A 22,689-nucleotide genomic window follows, 5' to 3' on the forward strand; every position below is an offset into this window, starting at 1 on the left:
AAATTGTTAAATGCTGCATCCGGAGAGTTTGAGAACCTTGTAGTTTCGAATAAATATAAAAATTGGTTGCAAAAGTAACTGCTAGTTTGCAAAAGTAGTAGCATGGAAAAACTAGCAGTTTAAATTGCAATTAAATCTTTAAATATTCCCCTACAAGTCCCATCTATTGGACACCAAATATGAGATAATTACCTCAATAAAAGAAAAACATTCTTTTACCACACAATTTGTAAAATATTTATAACACATGATTGGAGGTTAATTATGGGAATTTGGAATGGAAAGGCAGATGGACCGTTAGACAAGTTTTTTGATTTTAATAAAGATGGTAAATTAAATACATTTGAAAGAGGCATGGAATACCGCTTTATGAACGAAACAAGAAATCAGAATAGCCAGAGAAAACAGTATGGAGATTATGAAGATAGTAGTTCCAGATATCATAACAATGAGGAAAACAATGGCAGGACCTACAGCAAGAATAATGATAAGAGCAATAGCAACAACAATAAAGCTGACAACAATAATGACAAGAGTAATAGCAACAACAATAAAGTTGACAACAATGACGATAACTATGGCAAACAAAATGGTGGAGGTGATTCAACCATGAAAAACAACAAATCAACTTCAGTTATAAAATTTGTTATATTAATAGTAGCCATATTTGGATTAATATACGGCTTTAAATCAATTTACACTAACATAAAAACATGCGCAGAGCCCGGTTGTAATTTTAATAAAGAAAAAGGATTTGATTATTGCTATCGTCATATGAAAGAGCATGGGCTTGATTATGATTTTTCTGATTTGGAAAATGATACAACAGAAAATGATGAAACCTACGAAGAAGAGACAACCCGTTATGACATCATAAATAATACTCAGAAACCAACTAGCAACAGCGACACATATGAAAGAGAGACAACAAGAAAAACTTATAATTATTCAAATAGCTCTAAAAAACATTATTATTATGATGACTCATACGACGATGGATATGATGATGTAATATCAGATGACGACTATGATTATGACCGCTATGATGAAGATGATGATTATGCAGATGGTGTTGACGATGCAATAGATGAAATGATGGAAGAGGGAGAAGGCGATTGGTAGATTTGAAGAAAGTGCTTAAGTTTTATTGAATTAAATCCCAAGTTTACCCGCTTAATATAGAAACACAAAGTGCTACAACAACACAAAAAATGTCATAAAATTTTGCCATAAAAATTCCATAAAATCTTTGCAAATAAATTTCAAATCTATTCCCTCAACACCCATTTTATGCTATAATACTAGTAAGAAATCGAGACAGGCTAGGACGGTGGCTTGCTCATATGGAAACTCAGGATTGCATTGACGAAGGTATGTAATTCTGGGTTTCTTTTTTGACAAAAGTTATTGAAAAAATTACGGAAAATGGAGTAAGGTCGCAACTTAAATAGTAAATAATTGTGACCGTAAGTTTTGCATATGGATTTGACGCAGGGAAATATAACAGGAAAATTAATTAAATTTGCATTGCCTCTTATGTTAGGAAATATTTTGCAGCAGTGTTACAATATTGCGGACACATTGATAGTTGGAAGATATGTGGGAAATGATGCGCTTGCAGCGGTAGGGGCATCATATACTTTGATGATATTTCTGACTTCGATAATATTGGGATTAAGCATGGGAGCCGGAGCTTTTATTTCTATGGAATTTGGGAAAAAAGATTATGACCGAATGAAAAATGGAATTGTATTAGCATTTGTGTTAATAGGTGGCATCACTTTATTAATAACTTTTGCTTTTTTTGCAGGAATTAATAATATAATTAAATTTTTACAGATTCCTAGCGAAATAATAAGACTTACAAAACAATATCTGATTATTATCGGAATTGGAATAATTGCAACATTTTTTTACAATTTTTTTGGAAATGGGCTTAGGGCAATCGGAAACTCACTAATGCCACTTATTTATCTTGGAATTTCAGCGGTTCTTAATATTGTGCTGGACCTTATTTTTATAGTTAAATTCAATCTTGGAGTTGCCGGAGCAGCTGAAGCTACCGTGATTTCACAGTATGTTTCAGGAATGGGAATAACCATCTATGCACTTTTAAAATCTACACATTTTAGAATTAAACTCAAGCACTTAAAATTTGATATGAATATTGTTAAGGAACTGGCAAATCTTTCTATATTAACAGCTTTGCAACAGTCGGTTATGAATTTTGGCATTCTTCTAGTACAGGGATTGGTAAATAGTTTCGGAACGGTAGTTATGGCGGCATTTGCGGCAGCAGTAAAAATAGATACTTTAGCATATTCACCGGTACAGGATTTTGGCAATGCAGTATCAACTTTTGTTGCACAAAATTATGGAGCAGGTAAACACAGAAGAATAAAGGATGGCTGGAAGCAGTCTATGATTGCAGCATCTGTTTTTTGTGTGTGCGTGAGTGCAGTAGTGTTTATATTTGCTGAAAAATTTATGGGCCTGTTTGTGTTTGATGGAACTGAAATTATAAAAGTGGGAGCAGGATATTTGAGAATTGAAGGAAGTTTTTATATTGGAATTGGCATATTATTTTTGCTTTATGGATTTTACAGAGCAGTTGGAAAGCCGGAAATGTCCTTGATTCTTACAATCATTTCACTTGGAACAAGAGTTGTGCTTGCATATGCATTATCAGCAATTTCCAAGATTGGTGTCATTGGAATATGGATATCTGTACCTATCGGATGGGCTTTGGCTGATATGACAGGGCTTTTATATATGAAAAAATTACCACTGTTAAAAAGTAGATTTAGAAAGAAATATGACTTGCATATATGAAATATTATCGAAATATATGAAAAATAACCAAAAACTCAATTGACAATTTGGCTATTTATACTATACTTAGATTGTTGTAAGGGATTTAAGGGGTAGATTCTAATGTAGCTATTGGTTGAGGTGAGAAAGGATGGGAGTATGGCTAAAACACTTACGGAAAAATTTGAAAGCGAAAGAAAAGAATGCGTAACATCTGAAGATTTTTTAAGATTAATTAACAGATGGAGAAACATTCAGGGAGAGAATGTAGTAGGAGTTGAGTACTCAAGAAAAGCAATGCAATGTCTGAAGAAATGTTAGTTTACATTTTTTGAGGCATTTAAACTACTAGTTGATATCGCGGAGAATATTAATATGTCGCTTAATATTACATAAAATGTTTAAAGTCATCTTATTATTGATAAATAAGAGGGCTTTTTTTATTGATATAATTTGATAAAATAAAAGCATAGATTATAGCAGAGAAGGAGACGGGATAATGATTAAACATTTTGTTATATTTACATTTGAAAAAGATTTTTTTAAAGAAGAACATTACAAAGAATATTGTGAGGCATTTGACAAAATAAAGAATGCATTTGATGGAATAAAGGATGTAAAGATTCATAAAAATTGCGTGGACCGTCCGACAAATATGGACCTTATGATTGAGATGGATTTGGAAGACGAAAGCGTTCTTGGACAATATTTAAGCTATCCTGAGCATGTGAGAATGGGTGAAAAATATAATCCACATGTAACAAACAGGGTTTCATTTGATTATAAAATGTAATTTGATATGTATCAGGCGGATATTTATTAAGAGCGAAAGAACGATGGAATATCAGCCATGAGTTTTTTAGCTGTATCAGACAGATATAAAATAAGAGCGAAAGTTATATTTATATCATGTGGGCAAAAATAATTGCCGGAAAATTATGGATTTTGATGGGAGGTAAAATGGAGTTAAAGAAGGAACAGTCAAACGAAAATTTAAAATATGACCAGTTAAGTATAGAATTGCAGGAACGAATTAAAGACGACAGAAAGCAGGGGAAAATTAATCCTTACAGATGCAATGATGATATGGTAATCAGAAGAAATATGGAACACGACAAGCCTAATTTATGGCGACCGGCATTTGTGCGTGATATTGAGAAAATTATTCATTTGCCATATTACAATCGTTATGCGGATAAAACGCAGGTGTTTTCATTTTACAGTAATGATGATATTACAAGAAGAGCTTTGCATGTTCAGCTTGTGTCAAGAATTGCGAGAAATATAGGCGCGGTGCTTGGACTTAATCTTGATTTAATTGAAGCCATTTCTTTGGGACACGATATTGGGCATACACCATTTGGCCACGCAGGCGAAAGATTTTTAAGCGAATTACTTCAGAATGAAACCGGACGTTTTTTTAATCATAATGTACAGAGTGTAAGGGTTCTTGAAAATATGTTTGCAAGAAATGTCTCACTTCAGACTTTAGATGGAATTCTATGCCATAACGGTGAATTTGAGCAACAGGAATATCGTCCGCATTTTGGAAAAACATTTGCTGAATATGACAGGGAAGTAGAGAACAGTTATGTAATCGGTCATGATGCGATTTCACGTCTTGTACCGCTTACACTTGAGGCATGTGTGGTAAGAATATGTGATATTGTTGCATATCTTGGAAAAGACAGACAGGATGCAAGAATTGCAAAAATAATCGACAAAAATTATCAGTTTAAGACTAATAAAATAGGTGCGGAAAATGCCGCAATAATTAATAATATGACTGTTGATATTCTAGAAAACAGCTACGGAAAAGATTACATATTGTTAAGCAAATCTGTATATAATGATTTGAAAACTGCAAAAAGAGAAAATTACGAAGTTATATATAACAACAAGAAACTTGAAGAGCAGTACAATGAAATTATTAAACCAATGTTTAAGGAAATGTATTATAAATTATTAGATGATGTTCACAACAAGCGCACAGATTCAATAATTTACAAGCACCATATTAAGTTCATAAATGAAAATTTAAAGTACTATAAGCATAAAAATTATTTTGATGAAGAGGAAAATCAGATTGTTGTAGATTTTATTGCCAGCATGACTGACGATTATTTTATAGAGCTGCATAAATATTTGTTCCCTGACAGTAAATATAAAATAGAATACAAAAGCTATTTCCAGTAAACAAAAGAATATTTATGACAAACATAGACTTCCGGAAAAATAATTGATTGGTTAAACGTGGATTACCCATTAGATACTTTGTTTATCAAACACAGAATATCCGATAGATAGAAAGGTTACTTTCAATAAACAAAAATTATTAAGAAAAAATTTACTTTTATTAGAAACACTGCTGTACTATAATGAAGAAGTTGTGTAAAAAGATAATTAAAAATATCTACAGATTTATTTAGCCTGATTTAAATAGAGGAAATATTTTATTTAAAAAATGCCTTCGTGAACTGTAGGTATACAATCTTTTTTCAAATTAACAAGTAAATAAAATTGGAGGACTTTATATGTTGGAGTTTATTGAATGGCTTAAAGTTGTTTTCTTAGGAATTGTAGAAGGAATTACGGAATGGCTTCCTATCAGTAGTACAGGTCATATGCTTTTGGTAGATGAGTTTATCAAGTTAAATGTAAGTGATGCATTTAAGGATATGTTTTTTGTTGTAATTCAATTAGGAGCAATTTTAGCGGTTGTAGTAATTTTTTGGAATAAAATGTGGCCTTTCCAAATGCCAAAAGAATCTCAATCTATAATTAAAAAAGACAGATTCTCATTATGGTTTAAGGTAGTTGTTTCATGTATTCCGGGTGCAGCGGTTACATTGTTGTTTGATGATTATGTTGAAGCACATTTTCATACACCTGTAGTAATTGCAATTGCATTAATTTTCTATGGTATAGCATTTATCATTATTGAAAATAGAAACAAAAATAAAGTTGCAAGAATTAATACATTAGAAGAAATAAGTTACAAGGATGCATTTTTAATCGGTGTATTTCAGGTGCTTTCAATTGTTCCCGGAACATCCCGTTCAGGCTCAACAATCATCGGTGGTTTGTTGATGGGAATATCAAGAGTTGCTATAGCGGAATTTACATTTTTTATGGCAGTGCCTGTAATGTTTGGCTTAAGTGCAATCAAAATAATAAAATTTGGATTTAACTTTACACACACTGAGCTTGCAATTCTCATATGGGGAATGGTAATAGCGTTCACAGTATCAATCATTGTAATTAAATTTTTAATGAGTTACATAAAGAAACATGATTTCAAGATATTTGGCTGGTACAGAATAATATTGGGTATAGTAGTGTTAGCATATTTTTTATAGAGATAAGTTAAACATTTTATAGATATAGCTTAAACATTCTATGGAGATGCATTAAACATTTTATAGATATGGGTTAAATATTTTACGGAGATGAGTTAAATATTCTATAGAGATAACTCAAATATTCTATGAATATAAGAATCGATATTCTATCTTGACATAACAAATAAACAATATTAATATATTCAAGGATTAAAACCTTTAAGGGGTGGATTTTTAGAGAGAAATCTTTTTTCGCCACACAATTACAGAAGTAGTTGTGTGGCTTTATTATTGTTATAAACAATTAGCAAAAAAGAAAGGTAGGATAAAATGGATCAGAGTTTTATGAAAGAAAAGAAAATTTTGCCTTTAGTATTGTCGATGTCACTGCCTATGGTTATTTCAATGGCAGTAAATGCAATGTATAACATAGTAGACAGTTTCTTTGTGGCAAAATTAAGCGAGAACGCAATGACATCTTTGGCACTTGTGTACCCTGTCCAGAACATAATAACGTCAATTGGTGTTGGTATAGGAATTGGAATAAATTCGACAGTTGCATATTATCTTGGAGCGCAGGATAAGAAAATGGCAAATAAAGCAACTACTCAGGGTGTTGTAATGAATTTCATACATGGTTTGTTGTTAACAATTCTTTGTACAGCTTTTATGCCGGCATTTTTAAAAATGTTTACAAATAACCAAAACATAATTGACATGTCCTTAGAATATGCAAATATAGTATTTATGTTCAGCGTGGCAAGCACTGTGGGAATTACATTGGAAAAGATTTTTCAGGCTGTAGGGCAAATGAAAGTTTCTATGTTTAGTATGATTTGTGGATTCGCAACAAATATAATTCTGGATCCTTTAATGATATTTGGAATAGGACCGTTTCCTAAAATGGGAATTTCAGGTGCAGCTTATGCAACAGGAATAGGACAGGTAATTTCGTTATTAGTTTACATAATTGTGTACTTTGCAAGACCGATTCCAGTAAAAGTAGAAAGAAAATCATTAAAACCTGATTTCAAATTGTTAAAAAGATTGTATGGAATAGGAATTCCTGCAACATTAAATATGGCATTACCTTCATTCCTGATATCTGCGTTAAATGGAATTCTTGCAGAGTTTTCAGACAAATACGTGCTTGTGCTTGGAGTTTATTATAAGCTTCAGACATTTATTTATCTTAGTGCAAACGGAATTATTCAGGGAATCAGACCGCTTGTTGGATACAATTATGGAGCGGGAGAACACAAACGTGTTGAAAAAATTTATCATACAACATTAAAATTAACGGTATTAATAATGGCACTTGGTATGGCACTTTCATGGATTATTCCGTCACAGCTTATAGGATTGTTTACTGCAAATCCTGAAACAATTAAAATTGGTGTTACGGCACTTCATATAATAAGTTTTGGATTTATAATTTCTGCAGTATCAGTTACATCCAGTGGAGCATTAGAAGGTTTAGGAATGGGAAATCCATCATTGATGATATCCCTTCTTCGTTATTTGATAGTGATTATTCCGACTGCATTCGTTTTGAGCCGATTCATGGGAGCAACCGGTGTGTGGATGGCATTTGCCGTCGCAGAATTTGTGACAGGTATAATTTCATATTTCATTTATCAGAAATATGCTAAGAAAACTATTAAATAGATATACAATGATAGAATACACGGGAACAAAGGATAATGTTTCAATATCAATCTCATTTTCTGATAATGGATGTGTATTTGGTTTTATGGAACAGTAATGCAACATAATGATGCCAGGATAAAAAGACCTAAGAACACATGAACTTGCTCATAAATGGGTGAAAGACTTTGGAACTCGTCACGATATGAAAATCAAAGTTGTGGCTTTTGACCACAACATCATAAAATATAAAATTTATAAAGAGTTAAAAAATTACCTTAAGAAAAAGTATTTGAGCTTGGACTTAAGGTAAATTTTTTGTCATGAAATTATAAAAGTAAAATAACATTAAAATATAAATATAATATTTGAAACCAGACCAAGATTAATCTCAAGGTTTAAATATCAGGAGCCAAAAAGTTTATCAAAGGTAATACTTAAGTATAATATTTAAAATAAAATCTCAACCCTTAAAATCCATAATTGTTAATTAATAAACAAAGATAATATGCTAATTGTGCAAAATTACTAAAACAAGAAACGTTTTTATAAAAAAATAGGGCATAAATATTAGTAAATATGCTTTGAATGTAAATATTGACAAATAAAATAAACAATGTTATTATTAGTTTAACGTTAAACGGTATAACAAACTTACAAAGAAGTTTATAGTTCTTTTGATTGGGGAGTTTGTAGAAGGTACGTTGGTATATTATGTTCTTAATTAAGTTTAACGTTAAACTTGACGTAATATATTATTATATAATGTAGAAGGGAGTATTTATATGAGAAAGAAACAGTTACTTAGTTTGGCATTAATTGCCGCGTTGACAACAACAATGTTTGCAGGATGTGGAAGTTCAGGAGACAAGGATTCAGCCAAGAAGAAGGCAGAGAAGGAGGGAAAGACAGTTCTCTCATTAGGAATCTGGCCATCAGCGGATTTGGTTGATGATGTTAAGAACTTTGAAAAGTATGCTAAGACAATGAATGAACAGCATAGCGATGTATATGTTGAACCGGCAAGTTATACATATGCAACAGATACATTCGTATCATTAGCAGAATCAGGAAACTGTCCAACAATTTTTGAAACATGGTTTACAGAACCACAGAAGTTAATTAAACAGGGGTTGGTAGCAGATGTTACTGATATTCTTAAAGAAAGAGGATGGATTGATGACATGAGTCCATCAGTATTATCACTTTTATCAGATGAAAACGGTCACGTATATGGTGTTCCTAGAGATGCTTACGCATTAGGACTTATGTGCAATGTAGAATTATTTGAAGAAGCAGGACTTGTTGATGACAATGGTATTCCAAAGTTCCCAAAGACATGGGATGAACTTGCTAAGGATGCTAAGATTATCAAAGACAAGACAGGAGCTGCAGGCCTTTGCTTATTAGCAAAAGATAATTCAGGCGGATGGCACTTCTCAAACATCGCATGGTGCTTTGGAGCTACATTGTGTACAGATAATGGAGATGGAACATACACTTCACACTTAGATTCAACAGAAGCTATTGCAGCAATGGAATATGTATATGATTTAAAATGGAAATATGATGTTTTAACAGCTGATCCAACAGCAGAGGATTGGGCATCAGGATTCCAGCAGTTAGGAACAGGCGCAGCAGCAATGTACATCGCAGCTAACGATGCAGTTGCACAGCCAACACAGGTTAACGGATTGCCAACAGACAAATTAGCAATGGGAGCAATCCCTGCAGGACCTAATGGTGATCAGTATTCATTAACAGGTGGTACACCTTACATGTTCTCTAAGGATGCAACAGATGATGAAATTAATGCAGCTTTAGATTTCCTAGAAATTATGGGTAAATCTCCTGTAGTTAATGATACAAGTATTGAAGGTAAACAGGCAGATGCGGCTAACCGTGTATCAAACGGAGTTCCTGTAATTAAATCATTCCCATGCTGGATTAATCAGGATTATGTAGATGCAGAACAGAAAGTTATTGATGAATACAAGAACGTTGACCCAGCGCTTTATGATTCATACTTTGAAAAGACAGAATCAGAAGGTAACTTAAGAGCAGAAGAACCTGGTGATACACAGTCAATGTACAAGGAACTTACAAAAGTTCTTCAGGAAGTTGTTACAAAGAAAGATTGTAACGTAGAAGAACTTATGAAGACAGCAAATGAAAATTATCAGAAAGTTTTAGACAAATTAAACAAATAGAATATTACCAAGGAAGGGTGGGCGACTAGTCCGGTTGCCTGCCCTTTTTCTAAAAACAGGAGAAGGTTTTACTATAAAATTAAGGAAACAGAATTGTTTTCTACAAATGTTTCAGACAATTAGCTACTGACTAAAGGTGAGGGCAATACATATTATGTGAGGAGGTTTCCAGGTGAAAAGTAAACAACAAGTTCAAACAAAACAAACAAATTATAAACCTAAAAAACATAAATTTTCTAAGAGAGATTTACTGGGATGGTGCGTAATGCTCCCATCAATATTGTTATTCACATTCTTTGTTTGGGAACCGCTACTTGAAAGCGTGAGATTATCGCTATTTTCAGCAAAGGGAGTTCAGCTCCAGGAGTTTGTTGGGTTAGACAATTATATAACAGTAATTAATAACGTTAGTTTTAAAGCAGCGTTTCTAAACACATTTAAGTACATAGGATGGTCCTTGATTATAGGATTTTTTGTACCGATTATTTTGGCAATATTCATCAGTGAGACCGTTAGAGGAAAGAGCTTTTTCAGATTTGCAGTTTATTTTCCAAATATGATTCCGGGAATGGCTGTTTCACTTCTTTGGGTTTATTTCTTCAAACCGGGTCCTACAGGTGTTTTAAATATTTTACTATCTAAATGTGGTATAGAACCACAGGTATGGTTAAACAATGCAGCGTTGGTTATTCCGTTGATTATTATAGCAATGACATGGAAAAGTGCAGGTTCCACATCCCTTATTTATATGGCGGGTATAAGTGGAATTAATCCGGAATATTACGAAGCTGCAGCAATTGATGGAGCGGGTGTATTCCAAAGAATTTTCCATGTAACTCTTCCTTGCATCTTAAGCTTAGGAAAGACAATGCTTATTCTTCAGGTTATTTCCGTATTCCAAATTTTATATGAACCATTAGTTTTGACAAATGGTGGACCAAACAATGCAAGTTTATCAATAATGCTTTTGGTTTACCAGTATGCGTTTACTGAATTTAATTATCCATGCGCAGCAGCATTGTCAGTAATGATTTGTATAGTATTAATTTTGTTGAGTGGATTATATATGTACTTAACAAGAAAGAAAGATGATTAGGAGGAAAGGCTGATGTATTTTAATAAGTATGCAGACAAAACAGACGGTGCCATCAGAGGGTTTGACGTCAAGTCGACAAAAGTAAAAATAATCTGCCTATTCTTCGTGGCAGTATGTATCTTATTTGCAATAATTGCAATGTTCCCTGCAATATGGGTATTTTTATCAGGATTTAAAGATTTAAAAGAGTTAACAAGAGAAGCAACATTGTTCCCTAAATCATTTAATTTTTCAGGATTTAAGGAAACATGGGATAAATTAAATTTTGGATTGTATTACAAGAACTCATTCATCATGGTTATCGGTTCAGTTATATGTGCAATTATATTTAATGGAATTTTAGCATATGGACTTGCCATATTAAAACCAAAGGGATATCAGATTGTAAATGGTCTTGTAATGTGGAGTCTTTTGATTCCTGCAACAACAAGCGTAGTTGCTTTATTTGTAAATATTAACAGAATTGGTTTGAATAAATCATTTATTCCATTGTGGCTTGCATATGGAGCAAATGCTTTCTGGGTAGTTTTGTTCAAAGAATTCTTTGAAGGACTTCCACCGGAACTTATAGAAGCGGCAAGGTTGGATGGATGTAATGTAGTACAGGTATTTTATAAAATTGTATTACCTTTATCAAAACCAATCATTATGGTAATCGTAATTTTTGCGGTTACGGCAGCGTGGTCAGATTTCCTTCTTCCATATTTGATTTTAAATGGATCAGGAAAAGAAACAGTTATGGTTAAGTTGTATACATATTCAACTTCAAGAACAACAGCGATAGATATGATTAGAGCAATCTTCTTCTCGCTGATACCACCTACAATTCTGTTTACTATATTCCAGAAACAGATTACAGATGGTGCAGCCGGTGGGGCTGTAAAGGGTTAAGATATTTGGATACTAACATCCCCTTACGTTAGTAAAAAATATATTTGATAAAGATTATTTCTGTATAAAACTGACAGTAATAATCTGAAAATGATGTGTGCTGTCGGCAATTTCCTCCGTGGTTTAGAAAGACCATGTTTCTCATATTGTCGACAGCAGGAAAAGATGGAGAAGAATTATGTCGAAAATAGCAGATAAATATTTTAAAGTGGATTCTTGGAAAATAATTGAAGAGGGCTTTAATCCAGATTACGGAGAAGTATCAGAATCTATATTTTCATTAGGAAATGAATATATGGGAGTTAGAGGATATTTTGAAGAAGGATATAATGGACCAAAGCTAATCGGAAGTTATTTTAATGGAATATATGAAAGAACAAAGCCGGATTACGGACATTATAAAGGTATTGTAGATTTTACAGAATACATGGTTAATTCCGTTGACTGGTTATATACAAGAATATGTGTTGACGGGGAAGAATTAGAAATTTCCAAATCAGATATTTCAGAATTTGTTCGTGAATTAGATATGCGAAACGGAGTATTAACCCGTTCATTTATATGGAACTTATCAAATGGGAAAAAGTTAAAAGTTTCTTTTGAAAGAATCCTTTCAATGACTGATGTACAGGTTGGTGCACAAAGAGTTAAGCTTACTGCATTAAATTTTGATGGAGATGTGGAAATAAAATCAGGACTTGATTTTTCTAATCCACATTGTATGCAGAGAATGAACATGTGGGAAATAAAAGACACATTACATAAGTCAGGAAAGAACGCATTTGCCGGAATAGAAGGTGAAACACTTCATACACAGCAAAGAGTATTTAGCGCATGTGCGATAAAGGCAGATGTAAATGAGTTTGACACTGTTAAGGAAGAAAAAAAGGCAGTTGTTAAATTTAATCTTTCATTAAAACAGAACGAAGAAAAAACATTTGAAAAGATAGTCAAGAATTTTACATTAAAGGAAGAAAAAGAAGAAAATAAATTCCGTGAAGATGCAAAAACAGTATATGAAGAATTTGAAACAGGAAAAGAAAATGACATAAGTTCTATGTCATTTGAACAGATAAAAGAAGACAGTACTAAGTGGTGGAAAGAAATATGGGAAACATCTGATGTCACAATAGACGGAGATGAAGAAAATCAGCAGGGAATTAGATTCTGTATTTTTCAATTGTTCCAGACTTATCACGGTGCTGTAAAAGGTACAAATATTGGTGCAAAAGGATTGACAGGCGAAGCATACAATGGAAATGCTTTCTGGGATACAGAAACATACTGCTTACCATTCTTCCTTTTCAATAATAAGGAAGCAGCTCAGAATCTTCTCTATTTCAGATATAAGACATTAGATGAAGCAAGAGAAAGAGCAAAGGCATTAGATTGTGAAGGCGCATTTTATCCAATAGCGACAATAAGCGGTAGGGAATGTTGTAATTTATGGCAGCACGCAAGCTTACAACTTCAGGCATCTACAGCAGTTGCGTATGGTATATGGTTCTATGAAAAACTGTATCATGATGAAGAATTTATGGCACAGTATGGATTAGAAATGTTAATTGAAATATCAAGAATGTTAGTTACCCGTGGTGATTTCTCTCAGGATGGCAAATATGGTTATTATTGCGTAATGGGACCTGATGAATTTCAGATGATGGTTCACAACAACTGTTATACGAATTTCATGGGTAAATTCACATTAGATTTTACACTCAAAGTAATTGAAGATATTAAGAAAAATGATAAGAAGGCTTATGACGAAATAGTTGGAAAAATTAATTTCGATGAGTCAGAAATGGACAAATGGAAAAAAGTTAGTGAATGTATGTACATTCCATACTATGAAGATAGTCTTTTGTACGAACAGCATGAAGGATTCTTTAAACTTCCTCATTTGGATATTGATTCAATTCCAATTGAAGATTTCCCACTATATAATCATTGGTCTTATGACAGAATATATAGAAATGACATGATTAAGCAACCTGACGTTTTGATGTTCATGTTGTTATTTAATTCTCATTTTACAGAGGAACAGTTAAAGGCAAATTATGAATATTATGAACCTAGATGTATACATGAAAGTTCATTGTCACCTTCAGTACATTCAATTTTAGCATCACAACTTCATAAAAAAGATGAAGCATATGATTTCTTTGGATTTGCAACAAGAATGGATTTGGATAACTATAACAGAAATACAAGAGAAGGTATACATACAACAAGTATTGCAGCAGCATGGATGAATATTATTTATGGATTTGGCGGACTTAGAACAGATGGAGATATTATTCATATTACACCTTCAATTCCGCAAAACTGGAATAAATATACTTTCAAAATTCATTATATGGGAGAAGTTATTGAAGTGAAAGTTACAAAGAATAAAGTGGAAATCAGTACTAAATATGGCAAAAATATTTTAGTTCAGGTTTATGACGAAAAAATTGAACTTGGAAAAGAAGCATATATTTGTGACGTCAAATAAAAATAAATTTAATGCCGGGGCAGAATACAAAGTGTTTTGTCCCCGGACAAAAATGGGAGGTAAATAAATGAATTGGGAGTTGACAGAAAACGGGTTTAATTCAGAAAAGATTGCTCATTTAGGAAATAAATTTCTGACAGGTAATGGATATATGGGAATTAGAGGCACTCTCGATGAATTTGATTTCCGAAATTTAGTAGCTGTTAATTTGGCAGGAATTTATGATCAGGTAGGCAATAGCTGGAGAGAACCGTTGAATGCTCCAAATGGTTTTTACAGTTATCTGATTGTTGATGGAAATGTTTTAAAGGTTCAGGATAATGTGCCTAAAGAACATTTTATAAAATTAGATTACAGACATGGAATATTTAAAAGGCATACAGAGTGGACAACGAAGAGAGGAAATATTGTACTTGAATCAGAGCGCTTTGTCAGTATGGATGATATTCATGTTGGAGCAGAGAAATACAAAATTACGGCGGATTTTCATGCAGACATTAATTTTGTAACAGGAATTGATGGAGATGTATGGGATATTAACGGGCCACATTATGATGAATTAATTATGGATGAAGATGACTGCATAAGCATAGTTGGAATATCTCATGAAAAGAAATATCATGTGGCGGTAAGTGTAAGTGAAGATGAAAATTTTCCATGTGAAAAGAAGATAATATTAAAAAAAGAGGACAAAAAGATAATAAAATCATTAAATTTTGTCTCAGATATTAATAAGTGTTACGAAATTCACAGATTTATGGCAATTTATACATCAAAAGATTGTGAGAATCCTTTAGATAATGCAAAAGAAACGGCTATAAATATTAGAAATAAAGGATATTACGAATTGCGCGATGAACATTGTAAATGCTGGGAAAGCATTTGGGACAATTCAGAAGTGGAAATTGAAGGCGATGATGATGCGATGGAAGCATTGAATTATTCCTGCTATCATTTGAATAGCATTTCGCCAAGACATGCAGACAGTCTTTCCATTGCAGCCAGAGGTTTATCGGGACAGACGTATAAAGGTGCTGTTTTCTGGGATACGGAAATGTTTATTTTAGACTTTTTACTTATGACAAACCCAAAAGTAGCAAGAAATGTAATGAAATATAGAATTGATACTTTAGATGGTGCAAAGGAAAAAGCAAAAAGTTATGGATATGATGGTGCATTTTATGCATGGGAAAGTCAGGAAGGCGGTTTTGATGCCTGCTCAGATTATAATGTTACAGACGTTTTTACAAAAAGACCGATGCGAACATATTTTAAAGATAAACAGATTCATATTTCAGCAGCTATTGTATATGGAATTGGCAGATATATAGACCTTACAGGTGATATGACAATTTTATCTGAGGGTGGAGCAGAAACAATAATTGAATGTGCGAAATTTTATTATGATTTACTTCTTAAAAAAGTGTCAGGCGGATATTATGAACTTCATGATGTTATAGGACCTGATGAATACCATGAAAGAGTTAATAATAACGGTTATACAAACCGAATGGCAAAATATACATTTGAACAGGCTGTTAAAGTAATTGATTCAATTGATGAATTAAACGAACAGTATGCAATAAAGTTGTGTAAAGAATATAACTTAAAACAATTAAAAGAAAAATTTGAAATGGCTGAGCGTAATATTTATATTCCACAGCCAAATGAAAATGGAATCATTCCACAGTTTGACGGTTATTTTGATTTAGAAGATGTAAGCGTAAATACTGTAAGAAGCAGACTCTTAGACCCTAAGGAATATTGGGGAGGAGCAAATGGAGTTGCAGCACATACACAGGTTATAAAACAGGCAGACGTAGTAACATGGCTTACAATGTTTCCGGATGATGTAAGTGATGAAATAAAACTCAAAAACTGGCAGTATTATGAACCGAGAACAGAACATGGTTCATCATTGAGTGCATGTATGTATGCTTTGTTAGCCTGCAAGTGTGGAATGAAAGAAAAAGCCTATCCGCTATTTATGAAATCAGCTTCGGCAGATTTGAATGAAGGTGGAAAGGAATGGGCAGGACTTGTCTACATCGGAGGAACACATCCGGCGGCAGAAGGTGGAGCCTATATGGTGGCAATAAAAGGATTTGCGGGAATTTATTTTGAAGATGGAAAAATTAAAGCAAAACCTGATTTGCCAAAAGCATGGAAAAAAATGAGATTTCATATTTGTTATAGAAACAAAAAATACAAAATTGAAATAGAAGACAATAACGCAAATATTGTGGAAATATAGGAAATGAATACAAAGCAAAACAGTGCAAGTGTAGAATTTAAAATTTATATGACAATATAAGTAGCATTTATAAGATTGTTAGGATTCATTTGAAATCTCCTTAAATAAGAAAGAAGCGTTAGAAAATACTTCTAACGCTTTCTCTTTCTACAATAGAAGTTGGAAGTGATACTTCGCATGGATTAGGCATTCTGTGTTCTAACAATTCCAACATAAATTTAACGGCTGTACGACCTTTAAGGTCCATATCCTGATGAACAGTGGTAAGAGCCGGAGTTGTAATGTTACATATATTTAAATCGTCGAATCCTACTATTGATATATCTTCAGGAATACGAACACCTTCTTTATGAAGGTTAGCCATAATATTTCCTGCAAGAAAATCGGCAGTAGTAACGAGTCCTGTTATTTCAGGATGAGAAGATAAATATTTAGCGATATGTTTTGTATTTTCAAGGTCCATACCACATTCAAAAACAAGGGAATCATCAAATGGAATACCGGCTTCTGTAAGGGCAGCCTTATATCCGAGGAAACGCTCCATTAAAACGCCACCTTCTTTTATGTGAAGAGAGGCAAATGCAATTTTACGATGACCTTTGCTGATTAAATACTTGGTTGACTGGTTGCTTCCACCAAAATCTTCTAATCCGACATTACAAATGTTCTTTTCATGAACGTAACTGTCAACGAGAACGATAGGAAGCTTTTTAGCACAACTTGCAATGGCTTCAAAAAAGTCATCGCGGAAGATACCTGCTAAAAACAAACCGTCAAGATCCCATGTTTTTAAGAAAGCTTTAAACTGTTCAGGCGTCTCAACAGTACGCAACATTAAAAAATAACCATTTTCACGAAGAACCTGTTCGAGAATTCCGATAAATCGGGAAAGAAAAGGGTCTTCCATGAAATTTGAGTCTTTATTAGTAACAATATGGTTTACGAAACCAATAACTTTTGATGAACGTGAAACCAATGATCTGGCAGACATATTAGGTACATAACCTAAATCATCAATTGCTTTATTAATTTTAGCGACGGTTTCAGCAGAAACGCGACCGGTTTTTCCATTGATAACATTGGAAACGGTTGTTGCACTTACGCCTGTAGCCGAAGCAATATCTTTAATAGTAACCATATAATAAATCCTTTCTGTTTTTAGAATAGGTAAAACGTAAAACCTATATAGAAATAGTAACACTAAAATATGATTTTGAAAACAAAAAAATGTAAAGGAGAAGAGAAAAAATGAAGGGTGTAATTTTTGATTTAGATGGAGTTTTAGTTTCTACAGATGAACTTCATTATCAGGCTTGGAAAAAATTAGCTGATGAACTGGGAATTACTGAATTTAACAGAGAGGACAATATGCGACAGCGAGGAGTAAGCCGTATGGCTTCTTTGGAAATTGTTCTTGAAAAAGGTGATAAAACATATACACAGGAAGAAAAGATGGAGCTTGCAGACAGAAAAAACGGATACTATGTTGAAATGCTCCAAAAACTGGATTCAGATGCTGTACTTCCGGGAGCAGTAGAAACTTTGAAAATGCTAAAGAAAATGGGAATTATGTCAGCAGTTGGTTCGGCAAGTAAAAACGCACCAATAATACTTGAAAGGACAGGTCTTGCACCTTATATCGACAAAATAAGTTGTGGGCTGGATGTAACAAAATCTAAACCTGACCCGGAAGTATTTTTAGTGGCTGCAAAGAAATTAGGACTTAATCCGGAGGATTGTCTTGTAGTTGAAGATGCAGCAGCAGGAATAGAAGCAGCAAAGAGAGGCGGAATGAAATCCCTCGGTGTAGGACCGTTTCATGAAGAACTGGGAGCAGATTTTCATTCCGAAACACTTGCAACAGTAGAAAACTGGAGGGAAATTTTATGTTAAAAGGAAAGGAACAAAAAACAGGGGAAAACAATAATTCAAAGCCAATGGGCAAAGGATTTTTTGTAGTTGGATGTGTAATAATTTATTTCCTTATTGTAGGAATAGTAAGCGCGGCAATTCATTTGCCTGTAGCAATAACAAAAATTTCAGACAATAGTGAGATAAAAAAAGCCAAGGTTGTATTGTATGATGGACCTAAATCACTTAAAGATGCTACAGATGCTGATTTGGAAAAAGCATCAGAAGAAAAAAGAGATATTTCATTAATGCATTGTGTTGATACTAAAGTTGCAGTAAACGGTAAAGACTGTTATGTATACGATACAAATGTAAATAACACACATACATGGATGGGTGATTATATGCCGGCAGAAGACAGAACACCTATTACATATTTTGATTTTGAAGGAAAAGTTAAAATAACAGTTACAGTTCCTAATACAGATATTGAATATGTAAATATCAGACCATTAAAATATAACATTAAGCCGGAAATTAATACTAAAAAGCATACGGTGACATTTACAATTGACACACCGGATGCTTATACAGTTGAATTCAACAAGAAAGTAGAACGTGCAGTACATATTTTTGCAAATGAAATTGAAAAAGATGTTCCGGACAAAGATGCTGAAGGTGTTAAATACATTGGACCTGGTGAATGGAATATCGAAGATATGGTATTAGAAGATGGAGATACAATTTATATCTCAGGTGGAGCAGTTGTACATGGAGCAGTTACAGCATCATTTGCTAAAGATGTAACAGTTAGAGGAAGAGGCATTATTGATAATTCTAATTTAGAAGGTTGGAAAGGTACAAGTGCTACAGTTCCACTTAGATTTGATAACTGCCAGTACGTAACTGTTGAAGGAATTATTTCATTAAATGCAAATGCATGGTGCTTCCAGGGTTACAATTCAGTAGCTGGAGATATCAGTAATTTAAAGATTATTACAGCAAGACCAAATGGTGACGGAATTTCATTACAGTCATGTAAGAGTTTTGATGTAGAAAATTGTTTTGTACGTACATGGGATGATTCATTAGTAGTTAAGAATTATGATGTAAATTCAAACAATATCAAGTTCAAAAATGTTCAGGTTTGGACAGATTTGGCACAGTCAATGGAAATAGGTTATGAAACAAATAAAGGTGACAAAGAAAACTCGACAATTGAAAATGTTACATTTGAAGATATAACAGTACTTCATAACTTCCATAAGCCGGTATTGTCAATTCACAATGCAGATAATGCAGCAATTTCTAACGTGACTTATAAAAATATTGTAGTTGAAGATGCATGCATGGGACTTGGAGATGGAACAAAAGAATTAATTGATTTACAGGTATTAACAAATTCAGGATGGTCAACAACTTCTGACAGAGGAACTATTTCAAATGTTACAATTGACGGCTTTAAGGTACTTTATGGAAATGAATCACTTCCTTCACAGATTAAAGGATTTGACGAAGAACATGGTATTGATGGAGTTTCAATTTCAGGATTAAATATTAAGGGTAAAGATATTAAATCATTTGAAGATGGTGAATTTGAAGTAGATGAAGACACAGTAAAGAATGCGGAAATAAAGTAGGAGGAGCATTATGAAGAAAAAGTTTATAATTATAATGGGATGTCTTGCCGTAGTATGTGCAGTAATGTCAGCTGTTGTAGCTGTAGGCAATTCATCAGTAAAAATGTCAAATAAAAATTTGACGGTAGTAACAGCTCCTGACCAGAAGGAAGCGATGGAGAACGATGCTTTTAAGGAAGAAGAATATGTTGCACCTGAAATTGATGGTACAAATGTGGCGTTAGATGGAAGAGCAGATGCAAATGGATTTAATGATGTTTATAGAGCTCCAAATATTATTGACGGTAGCAGATTAACATACTGGGAAGGTTCTCAAAATGAAGAAAGCCAGATAATTTCTGTAGACTTAAAGGATTCATATACTATTCATACAGTTGTAGTTGGATTGAATCCGGCTCAGATTTGGGGAAAGAGAACTCAGACATTTACAATTGAAGCAAGTGATGACGGACAAAATTATACAGAAGTAATACCATCTACAGATTATGATTTTGATCCAAAGACAGGCAATCAGGTCGTTATTGACATTGATAATGTTAAAATGCAGTACATAAGACTGACGTTTACAAAGAACACAGGTGCAGTAGCAGGTCAGATTGCTGAACTTGAAGTTTATACAAACGACAAATAAAATTGTGTGTAGTCTGGAGAGTTTAATTAAATATAATGTGTTTAAAAGATATTTTGCGTAGAACCAATATATGTTGAAATATAATTTGAAACACAACAAATAAAAAGAATCATACTTGTTATCGGTTTATATGAAATAAATCTGATAAAAGGATGATTCTTTTTTGTTTAAATAGTACAGGTTCATGTTTAAGGATCTGTAGAATGTTCTTTATGTTTGAATACATTGTCAGACTAAATTTAAGAATCAACAGAATATTCTTTAAATTTAAACGTATTGTCAGGAACACACTTGTTAATTAACTTTGTATATGCTTTAGACATGCTCTTAGGCAGTTTGAATTTGGCTCTAACATATATTTTTGCGAAAGCCTTTTCTCCTATAGAATCTAAAGTATTGCTCCTTATTTTAACATATTTTAAATTTGGAAGCTTATAGAAAACTTTTTCTTCGATTGTATTTACGCTATCGCCAATAATGACATCTTCAAGTTTTGTGCAATTTACAAAAGCCTTCTTCGGTATAATCTCAACTTTATTTCCAATTTTTAAATGCTTTAATTTTGTTAAATTATCAAATGCTTTTTTAGAAAGTGCTGTCACATCAAAAACTCTTCCCTGAAACTCGATAGTTGATGGAATTTCTAAAGACTTAATACTATAGTCTTTAACTCCTTCAAAAGATACAGTTGAATCAGATAAAATTTTATAATTACAATCGTCAATTTCACAGGTTTTATTAATTGAGGATTCAATCTCAAGCGAGCCGTCATACCAATCAATTTCATTAAATGACATTGCATTTTCAAATGAAGTTACGGTTGGTTTATCGCCACCATATTTTTTATACCAGCTTGATGGATATAAAACATTTTTATTATAGTGAGCTAAACTTGTGTCTACATCCGAGGATTCATTTTTTCTGACTTTTCTGCAAATGACTACCGTTCTGTAATCATGTACTTCATACGAGCATGTTGATAACATTAAAAGTGAATCTTTTTCATTTACATCGACAGGACATTTGTAGGATGAACGAACCTCTATCTGATATAAAAAGTTTAAAAACTGCTCTTTCGTCTGAAATGTGCTTTGCAGATAATTGAATCCATCACTGATTTCAAAATCTCCTGAAACTCTCATGTATCCTATTATTTTCCATTTGCTTTCTTTATATAAGGTGTCAAATGTAATTACAGGATGTTGTTTGTAAAATTCAATATCTTTATATTTTAACAACTGATGAAACATCATTCCTGTTGAATCCATATTGTGTCCGTGTATTACAAGATTTTTTGAGCGGGGTTTGATTTTTGAATTGCTTTGTATGTAAAGACAACCATTTTTATCACGACCACCTTCAAAATCATGCTTTAAATAAAATTCTGAGTTGCCGGTTGACTGCATTACCGGATAATCGATATTAGTTCCGGGAACTTTTAACCAACCTCGTATGTCCGAGTTTATTTCCAAAAGCTTTGAAAACTTTAATAATATTCCATCAGCTCCCTTGGCACCTTTTTCATATGATTTGTCCAAATTAATGTCAACAGGGGTATTCTCGGACGAATCGTCATCTATAACTTCATTGTTGCCGTCAGATTCAGGAGAATCTGAAACTGAATAATATAATGATTTATATTTATTGTTAAGCTGTTTGGAATGATAAGGCTGTATGCCTAAGTAATAAATCAAAAAAATAACGCATCCAATTAACAATAAAACAGAACAAATCATTACCGTAAGTCTGATTTTTTTCTTGCTTTTAATACTAATCATAAATATCTCCTATTGGATTTGGAAAAGTAAAATAAAGATAATAAT

At 33.0% G+C, this 22,689-nt stretch carries 17 protein-coding genes; 15 read left to right on the forward strand and 2 right to left on the reverse strand.

The annotated features are described in order from the left end of the window. The first annotated feature begins 264 nt into the window (after positions 1-264). The 12 genes from ABMA45_RS05185 (at position 265) to ABMA45_RS05240 (ending at position 16,744) form a co-directional block, all read left to right on the forward strand. Complete coding sequence (locus ABMA45_RS05185; RefSeq protein WP_022088822.1) at positions 265-1,122, forward strand: hypothetical protein; 858 nt, start codon at positions 265-267, stop codon at positions 1,120-1,122. Positions 1,123-1,479: 357 nt separating this feature from the next. After that, positions 1,480-2,832, forward strand: a complete 1,353-nt coding sequence (locus ABMA45_RS05190; protein WP_022088823.1) for an MATE family efflux transporter — start codon at positions 1,480-1,482, stop codon at positions 2,830-2,832. Positions 2,833-2,970: 138 nt separating this feature from the next. Next, a complete protein-coding gene (locus ABMA45_RS05195) occupies positions 2,971-3,132 on the forward strand; it encodes a hypothetical protein (RefSeq protein WP_022088824.1) in 162 nt (53 codons plus the stop codon). A gap of 178 nt (positions 3,133-3,310) precedes the next feature. Continuing rightward, on the forward strand, positions 3,311-3,604 hold the full coding sequence (locus ABMA45_RS05200; protein ID WP_022088825.1) for a Dabb family protein: 294 nt from the start codon (positions 3,311-3,313) through the stop codon (positions 3,602-3,604). A 167-nt stretch (positions 3,605-3,771) separates the two neighbouring features. Continuing rightward, positions 3,772-5,007, forward strand: a complete 1,236-nt coding sequence (locus ABMA45_RS05205) for a deoxyguanosinetriphosphate triphosphohydrolase family protein (protein WP_022088826.1) — start codon at positions 3,772-3,774, stop codon at positions 5,005-5,007. Between the two features lie 338 nt (positions 5,008-5,345). Beyond that, on the forward strand, positions 5,346-6,170 hold the full coding sequence (locus tag ABMA45_RS05210; protein ID WP_022088827.1) for an undecaprenyl-diphosphate phosphatase: 825 nt from the start codon (positions 5,346-5,348) through the stop codon (positions 6,168-6,170). Between the two features lie 312 nt (positions 6,171-6,482). Continuing rightward, positions 6,483-7,820 carry an MATE family efflux transporter gene (locus ABMA45_RS05215; RefSeq protein ID WP_022088828.1) on the forward strand — a complete coding sequence of 446 codons (1,338 nt, stop codon included), beginning with the start codon at positions 6,483-6,485 and terminating at the stop codon, positions 7,818-7,820. A 764-nt stretch (positions 7,821-8,584) separates the two neighbouring features. Further along, positions 8,585-10,009 carry an ABC transporter substrate-binding protein gene (locus tag ABMA45_RS05220; RefSeq protein WP_022088829.1) on the forward strand — a complete coding sequence of 475 codons (1,425 nt, stop codon included), beginning with the start codon at positions 8,585-8,587 and terminating at the stop codon, positions 10,007-10,009. Positions 10,010-10,181: 172 nt separating this feature from the next. Continuing rightward, positions 10,182-11,105 (forward strand): carbohydrate ABC transporter permease, encoded by a 924-nt coding sequence (locus ABMA45_RS05225; RefSeq protein WP_022088830.1) that lies wholly within the window; start codon positions 10,182-10,184, stop codon positions 11,103-11,105. A gap of 12 nt (positions 11,106-11,117) precedes the next feature. Then, the gene (locus tag ABMA45_RS05230; RefSeq protein WP_022088831.1) at positions 11,118-11,996 is read left to right on the forward strand and encodes a carbohydrate ABC transporter permease; all 879 of its coding nucleotides are present in this window, start codon (positions 11,118-11,120) and stop codon (positions 11,994-11,996) included. Between the two features lie 178 nt (positions 11,997-12,174). Then, a complete protein-coding gene (locus tag ABMA45_RS05235) occupies positions 12,175-14,490 on the forward strand; it encodes a glycoside hydrolase family 65 protein (RefSeq protein WP_022088832.1) in 2,316 nt (771 codons plus the stop codon). A gap of 67 nt (positions 14,491-14,557) precedes the next feature. Beyond that, complete coding sequence (locus tag ABMA45_RS05240; protein ID WP_022088833.1) at positions 14,558-16,744, forward strand: glycosyl hydrolase family 65 protein; 2,187 nt, start codon at positions 14,558-14,560, stop codon at positions 16,742-16,744. Positions 16,745-16,862: 118 nt separating this feature from the next. On the opposite strand, the gene ABMA45_RS05245 is transcribed toward ABMA45_RS05240, so the two are convergent. Next, positions 16,863-17,882: a LacI family DNA-binding transcriptional regulator gene (locus ABMA45_RS05245; protein ID WP_022088834.1), complete on the reverse strand. Its 1,020-nt coding sequence runs from the start codon at positions 17,880-17,882 to the stop codon at positions 16,863-16,865. Positions 17,883-17,992: 110 nt separating this feature from the next. Here ABMA45_RS05245 and pgmB point away from each other — a divergent pair, with 110 nt between their 5' ends. The 3 genes from pgmB to ABMA45_RS05260 are packed head-to-tail and all read left to right on the forward strand — an operon-like array spanning position 17,993 to position 20,866. After that, positions 17,993-18,637, forward strand: a complete 645-nt coding sequence (gene pgmB, locus ABMA45_RS05250; protein WP_022088835.1) for a beta-phosphoglucomutase — start codon at positions 17,993-17,995, stop codon at positions 18,635-18,637. Then, positions 18,631-20,235, forward strand: a complete 1,605-nt coding sequence (locus ABMA45_RS05255) for a glycosyl hydrolase family 28 protein (protein WP_022088836.1) — start codon at positions 18,631-18,633, stop codon at positions 20,233-20,235. Before pgmB ends, ABMA45_RS05255 begins: the two co-directional genes overlap by 7 nt. Positions 20,236-20,245: 10 nt before the next feature. Then, positions 20,246-20,866, forward strand: coding sequence for a discoidin domain-containing protein (locus tag ABMA45_RS05260; protein ID WP_022088837.1), 621 nt, complete (start codon positions 20,246-20,248; stop codon positions 20,864-20,866). A gap of 239 nt (positions 20,867-21,105) precedes the next feature. On the opposite strand, the gene ABMA45_RS05265 is transcribed toward ABMA45_RS05260, so the two are convergent. Next, on the reverse strand, positions 21,106-22,644 hold the full coding sequence (locus tag ABMA45_RS05265; protein WP_022088838.1) for a leucine-rich repeat protein: 1,539 nt from the start codon (positions 22,642-22,644) through the stop codon (positions 21,106-21,108). Positions 22,645-22,689: the final 45 nt, after the last annotated feature.

It is taken from the genome of Eubacterium sp. CAG:156, from assembly GCF_000434315.1.
In the GTDB taxonomy this organism is placed as follows: domain Bacteria; phylum Bacillota; class Clostridia; order Lachnospirales; family Lachnospiraceae; genus Eubacterium_U; species Eubacterium_U album.

Bases quoted from the DNA above. Each gene is read 5' to 3' on its own strand.
- ABMA45_RS05255 (WP_022088836.1), top strand. From the start codon at position 18,631: ATGTTAAAAGGAAAGGAACAAAAAACAGGGGAAAACAATAATTCAAAG.
- ABMA45_RS05265 (WP_022088838.1), bottom strand. From the start codon at position 22,644: ATGATTAGTATTAAAAGCAAGAAAAAAATCAGACTTACGGTAATGATT.
- ABMA45_RS05245 (WP_022088834.1), bottom strand. From the start codon at position 17,882: ATGGTTACTATTAAAGATATTGCTTCGGCTACAGGCGTAAGTGCAACA.
- ABMA45_RS05215 (WP_022088828.1), top strand. From the start codon at position 6,483: ATGGATCAGAGTTTTATGAAAGAAAAGAAAATTTTGCCTTTAGTATTG.
- ABMA45_RS05220 (WP_022088829.1), top strand. From the start codon at position 8,585: ATGAGAAAGAAACAGTTACTTAGTTTGGCATTAATTGCCGCGTTGACA.
- ABMA45_RS05240 (WP_022088833.1), top strand. From the start codon at position 14,558: ATGAATTGGGAGTTGACAGAAAACGGGTTTAATTCAGAAAAGATTGCT.
- ABMA45_RS05235 (WP_022088832.1), top strand. From the start codon at position 12,175: ATGTCGAAAATAGCAGATAAATATTTTAAAGTGGATTCTTGGAAAATA.
- ABMA45_RS05210 (WP_022088827.1), top strand. From the start codon at position 5,346: ATGTTGGAGTTTATTGAATGGCTTAAAGTTGTTTTCTTAGGAATTGTA.
- ABMA45_RS05230 (WP_022088831.1), top strand. From the start codon at position 11,118: ATGTATTTTAATAAGTATGCAGACAAAACAGACGGTGCCATCAGAGGG.
- ABMA45_RS05195 (WP_022088824.1), top strand. From the start codon at position 2,971: ATGGCTAAAACACTTACGGAAAAATTTGAAAGCGAAAGAAAAGAATGC.
- ABMA45_RS05185 (WP_022088822.1), top strand. From the start codon at position 265: ATGGGAATTTGGAATGGAAAGGCAGATGGACCGTTAGACAAGTTTTTT.
- pgmB (WP_022088835.1), top strand. From the start codon at position 17,993: ATGAAGGGTGTAATTTTTGATTTAGATGGAGTTTTAGTTTCTACAGAT.
- ABMA45_RS05205 (WP_022088826.1), top strand. From the start codon at position 3,772: ATGGAGTTAAAGAAGGAACAGTCAAACGAAAATTTAAAATATGACCAG.
- ABMA45_RS05200 (WP_022088825.1), top strand. From the start codon at position 3,311: ATGATTAAACATTTTGTTATATTTACATTTGAAAAAGATTTTTTTAAA.
- ABMA45_RS05260 (WP_022088837.1), top strand. From the start codon at position 20,246: ATGAAGAAAAAGTTTATAATTATAATGGGATGTCTTGCCGTAGTATGT.
- ABMA45_RS05190 (WP_022088823.1), top strand. From the start codon at position 1,480: ATGGATTTGACGCAGGGAAATATAACAGGAAAATTAATTAAATTTGCA.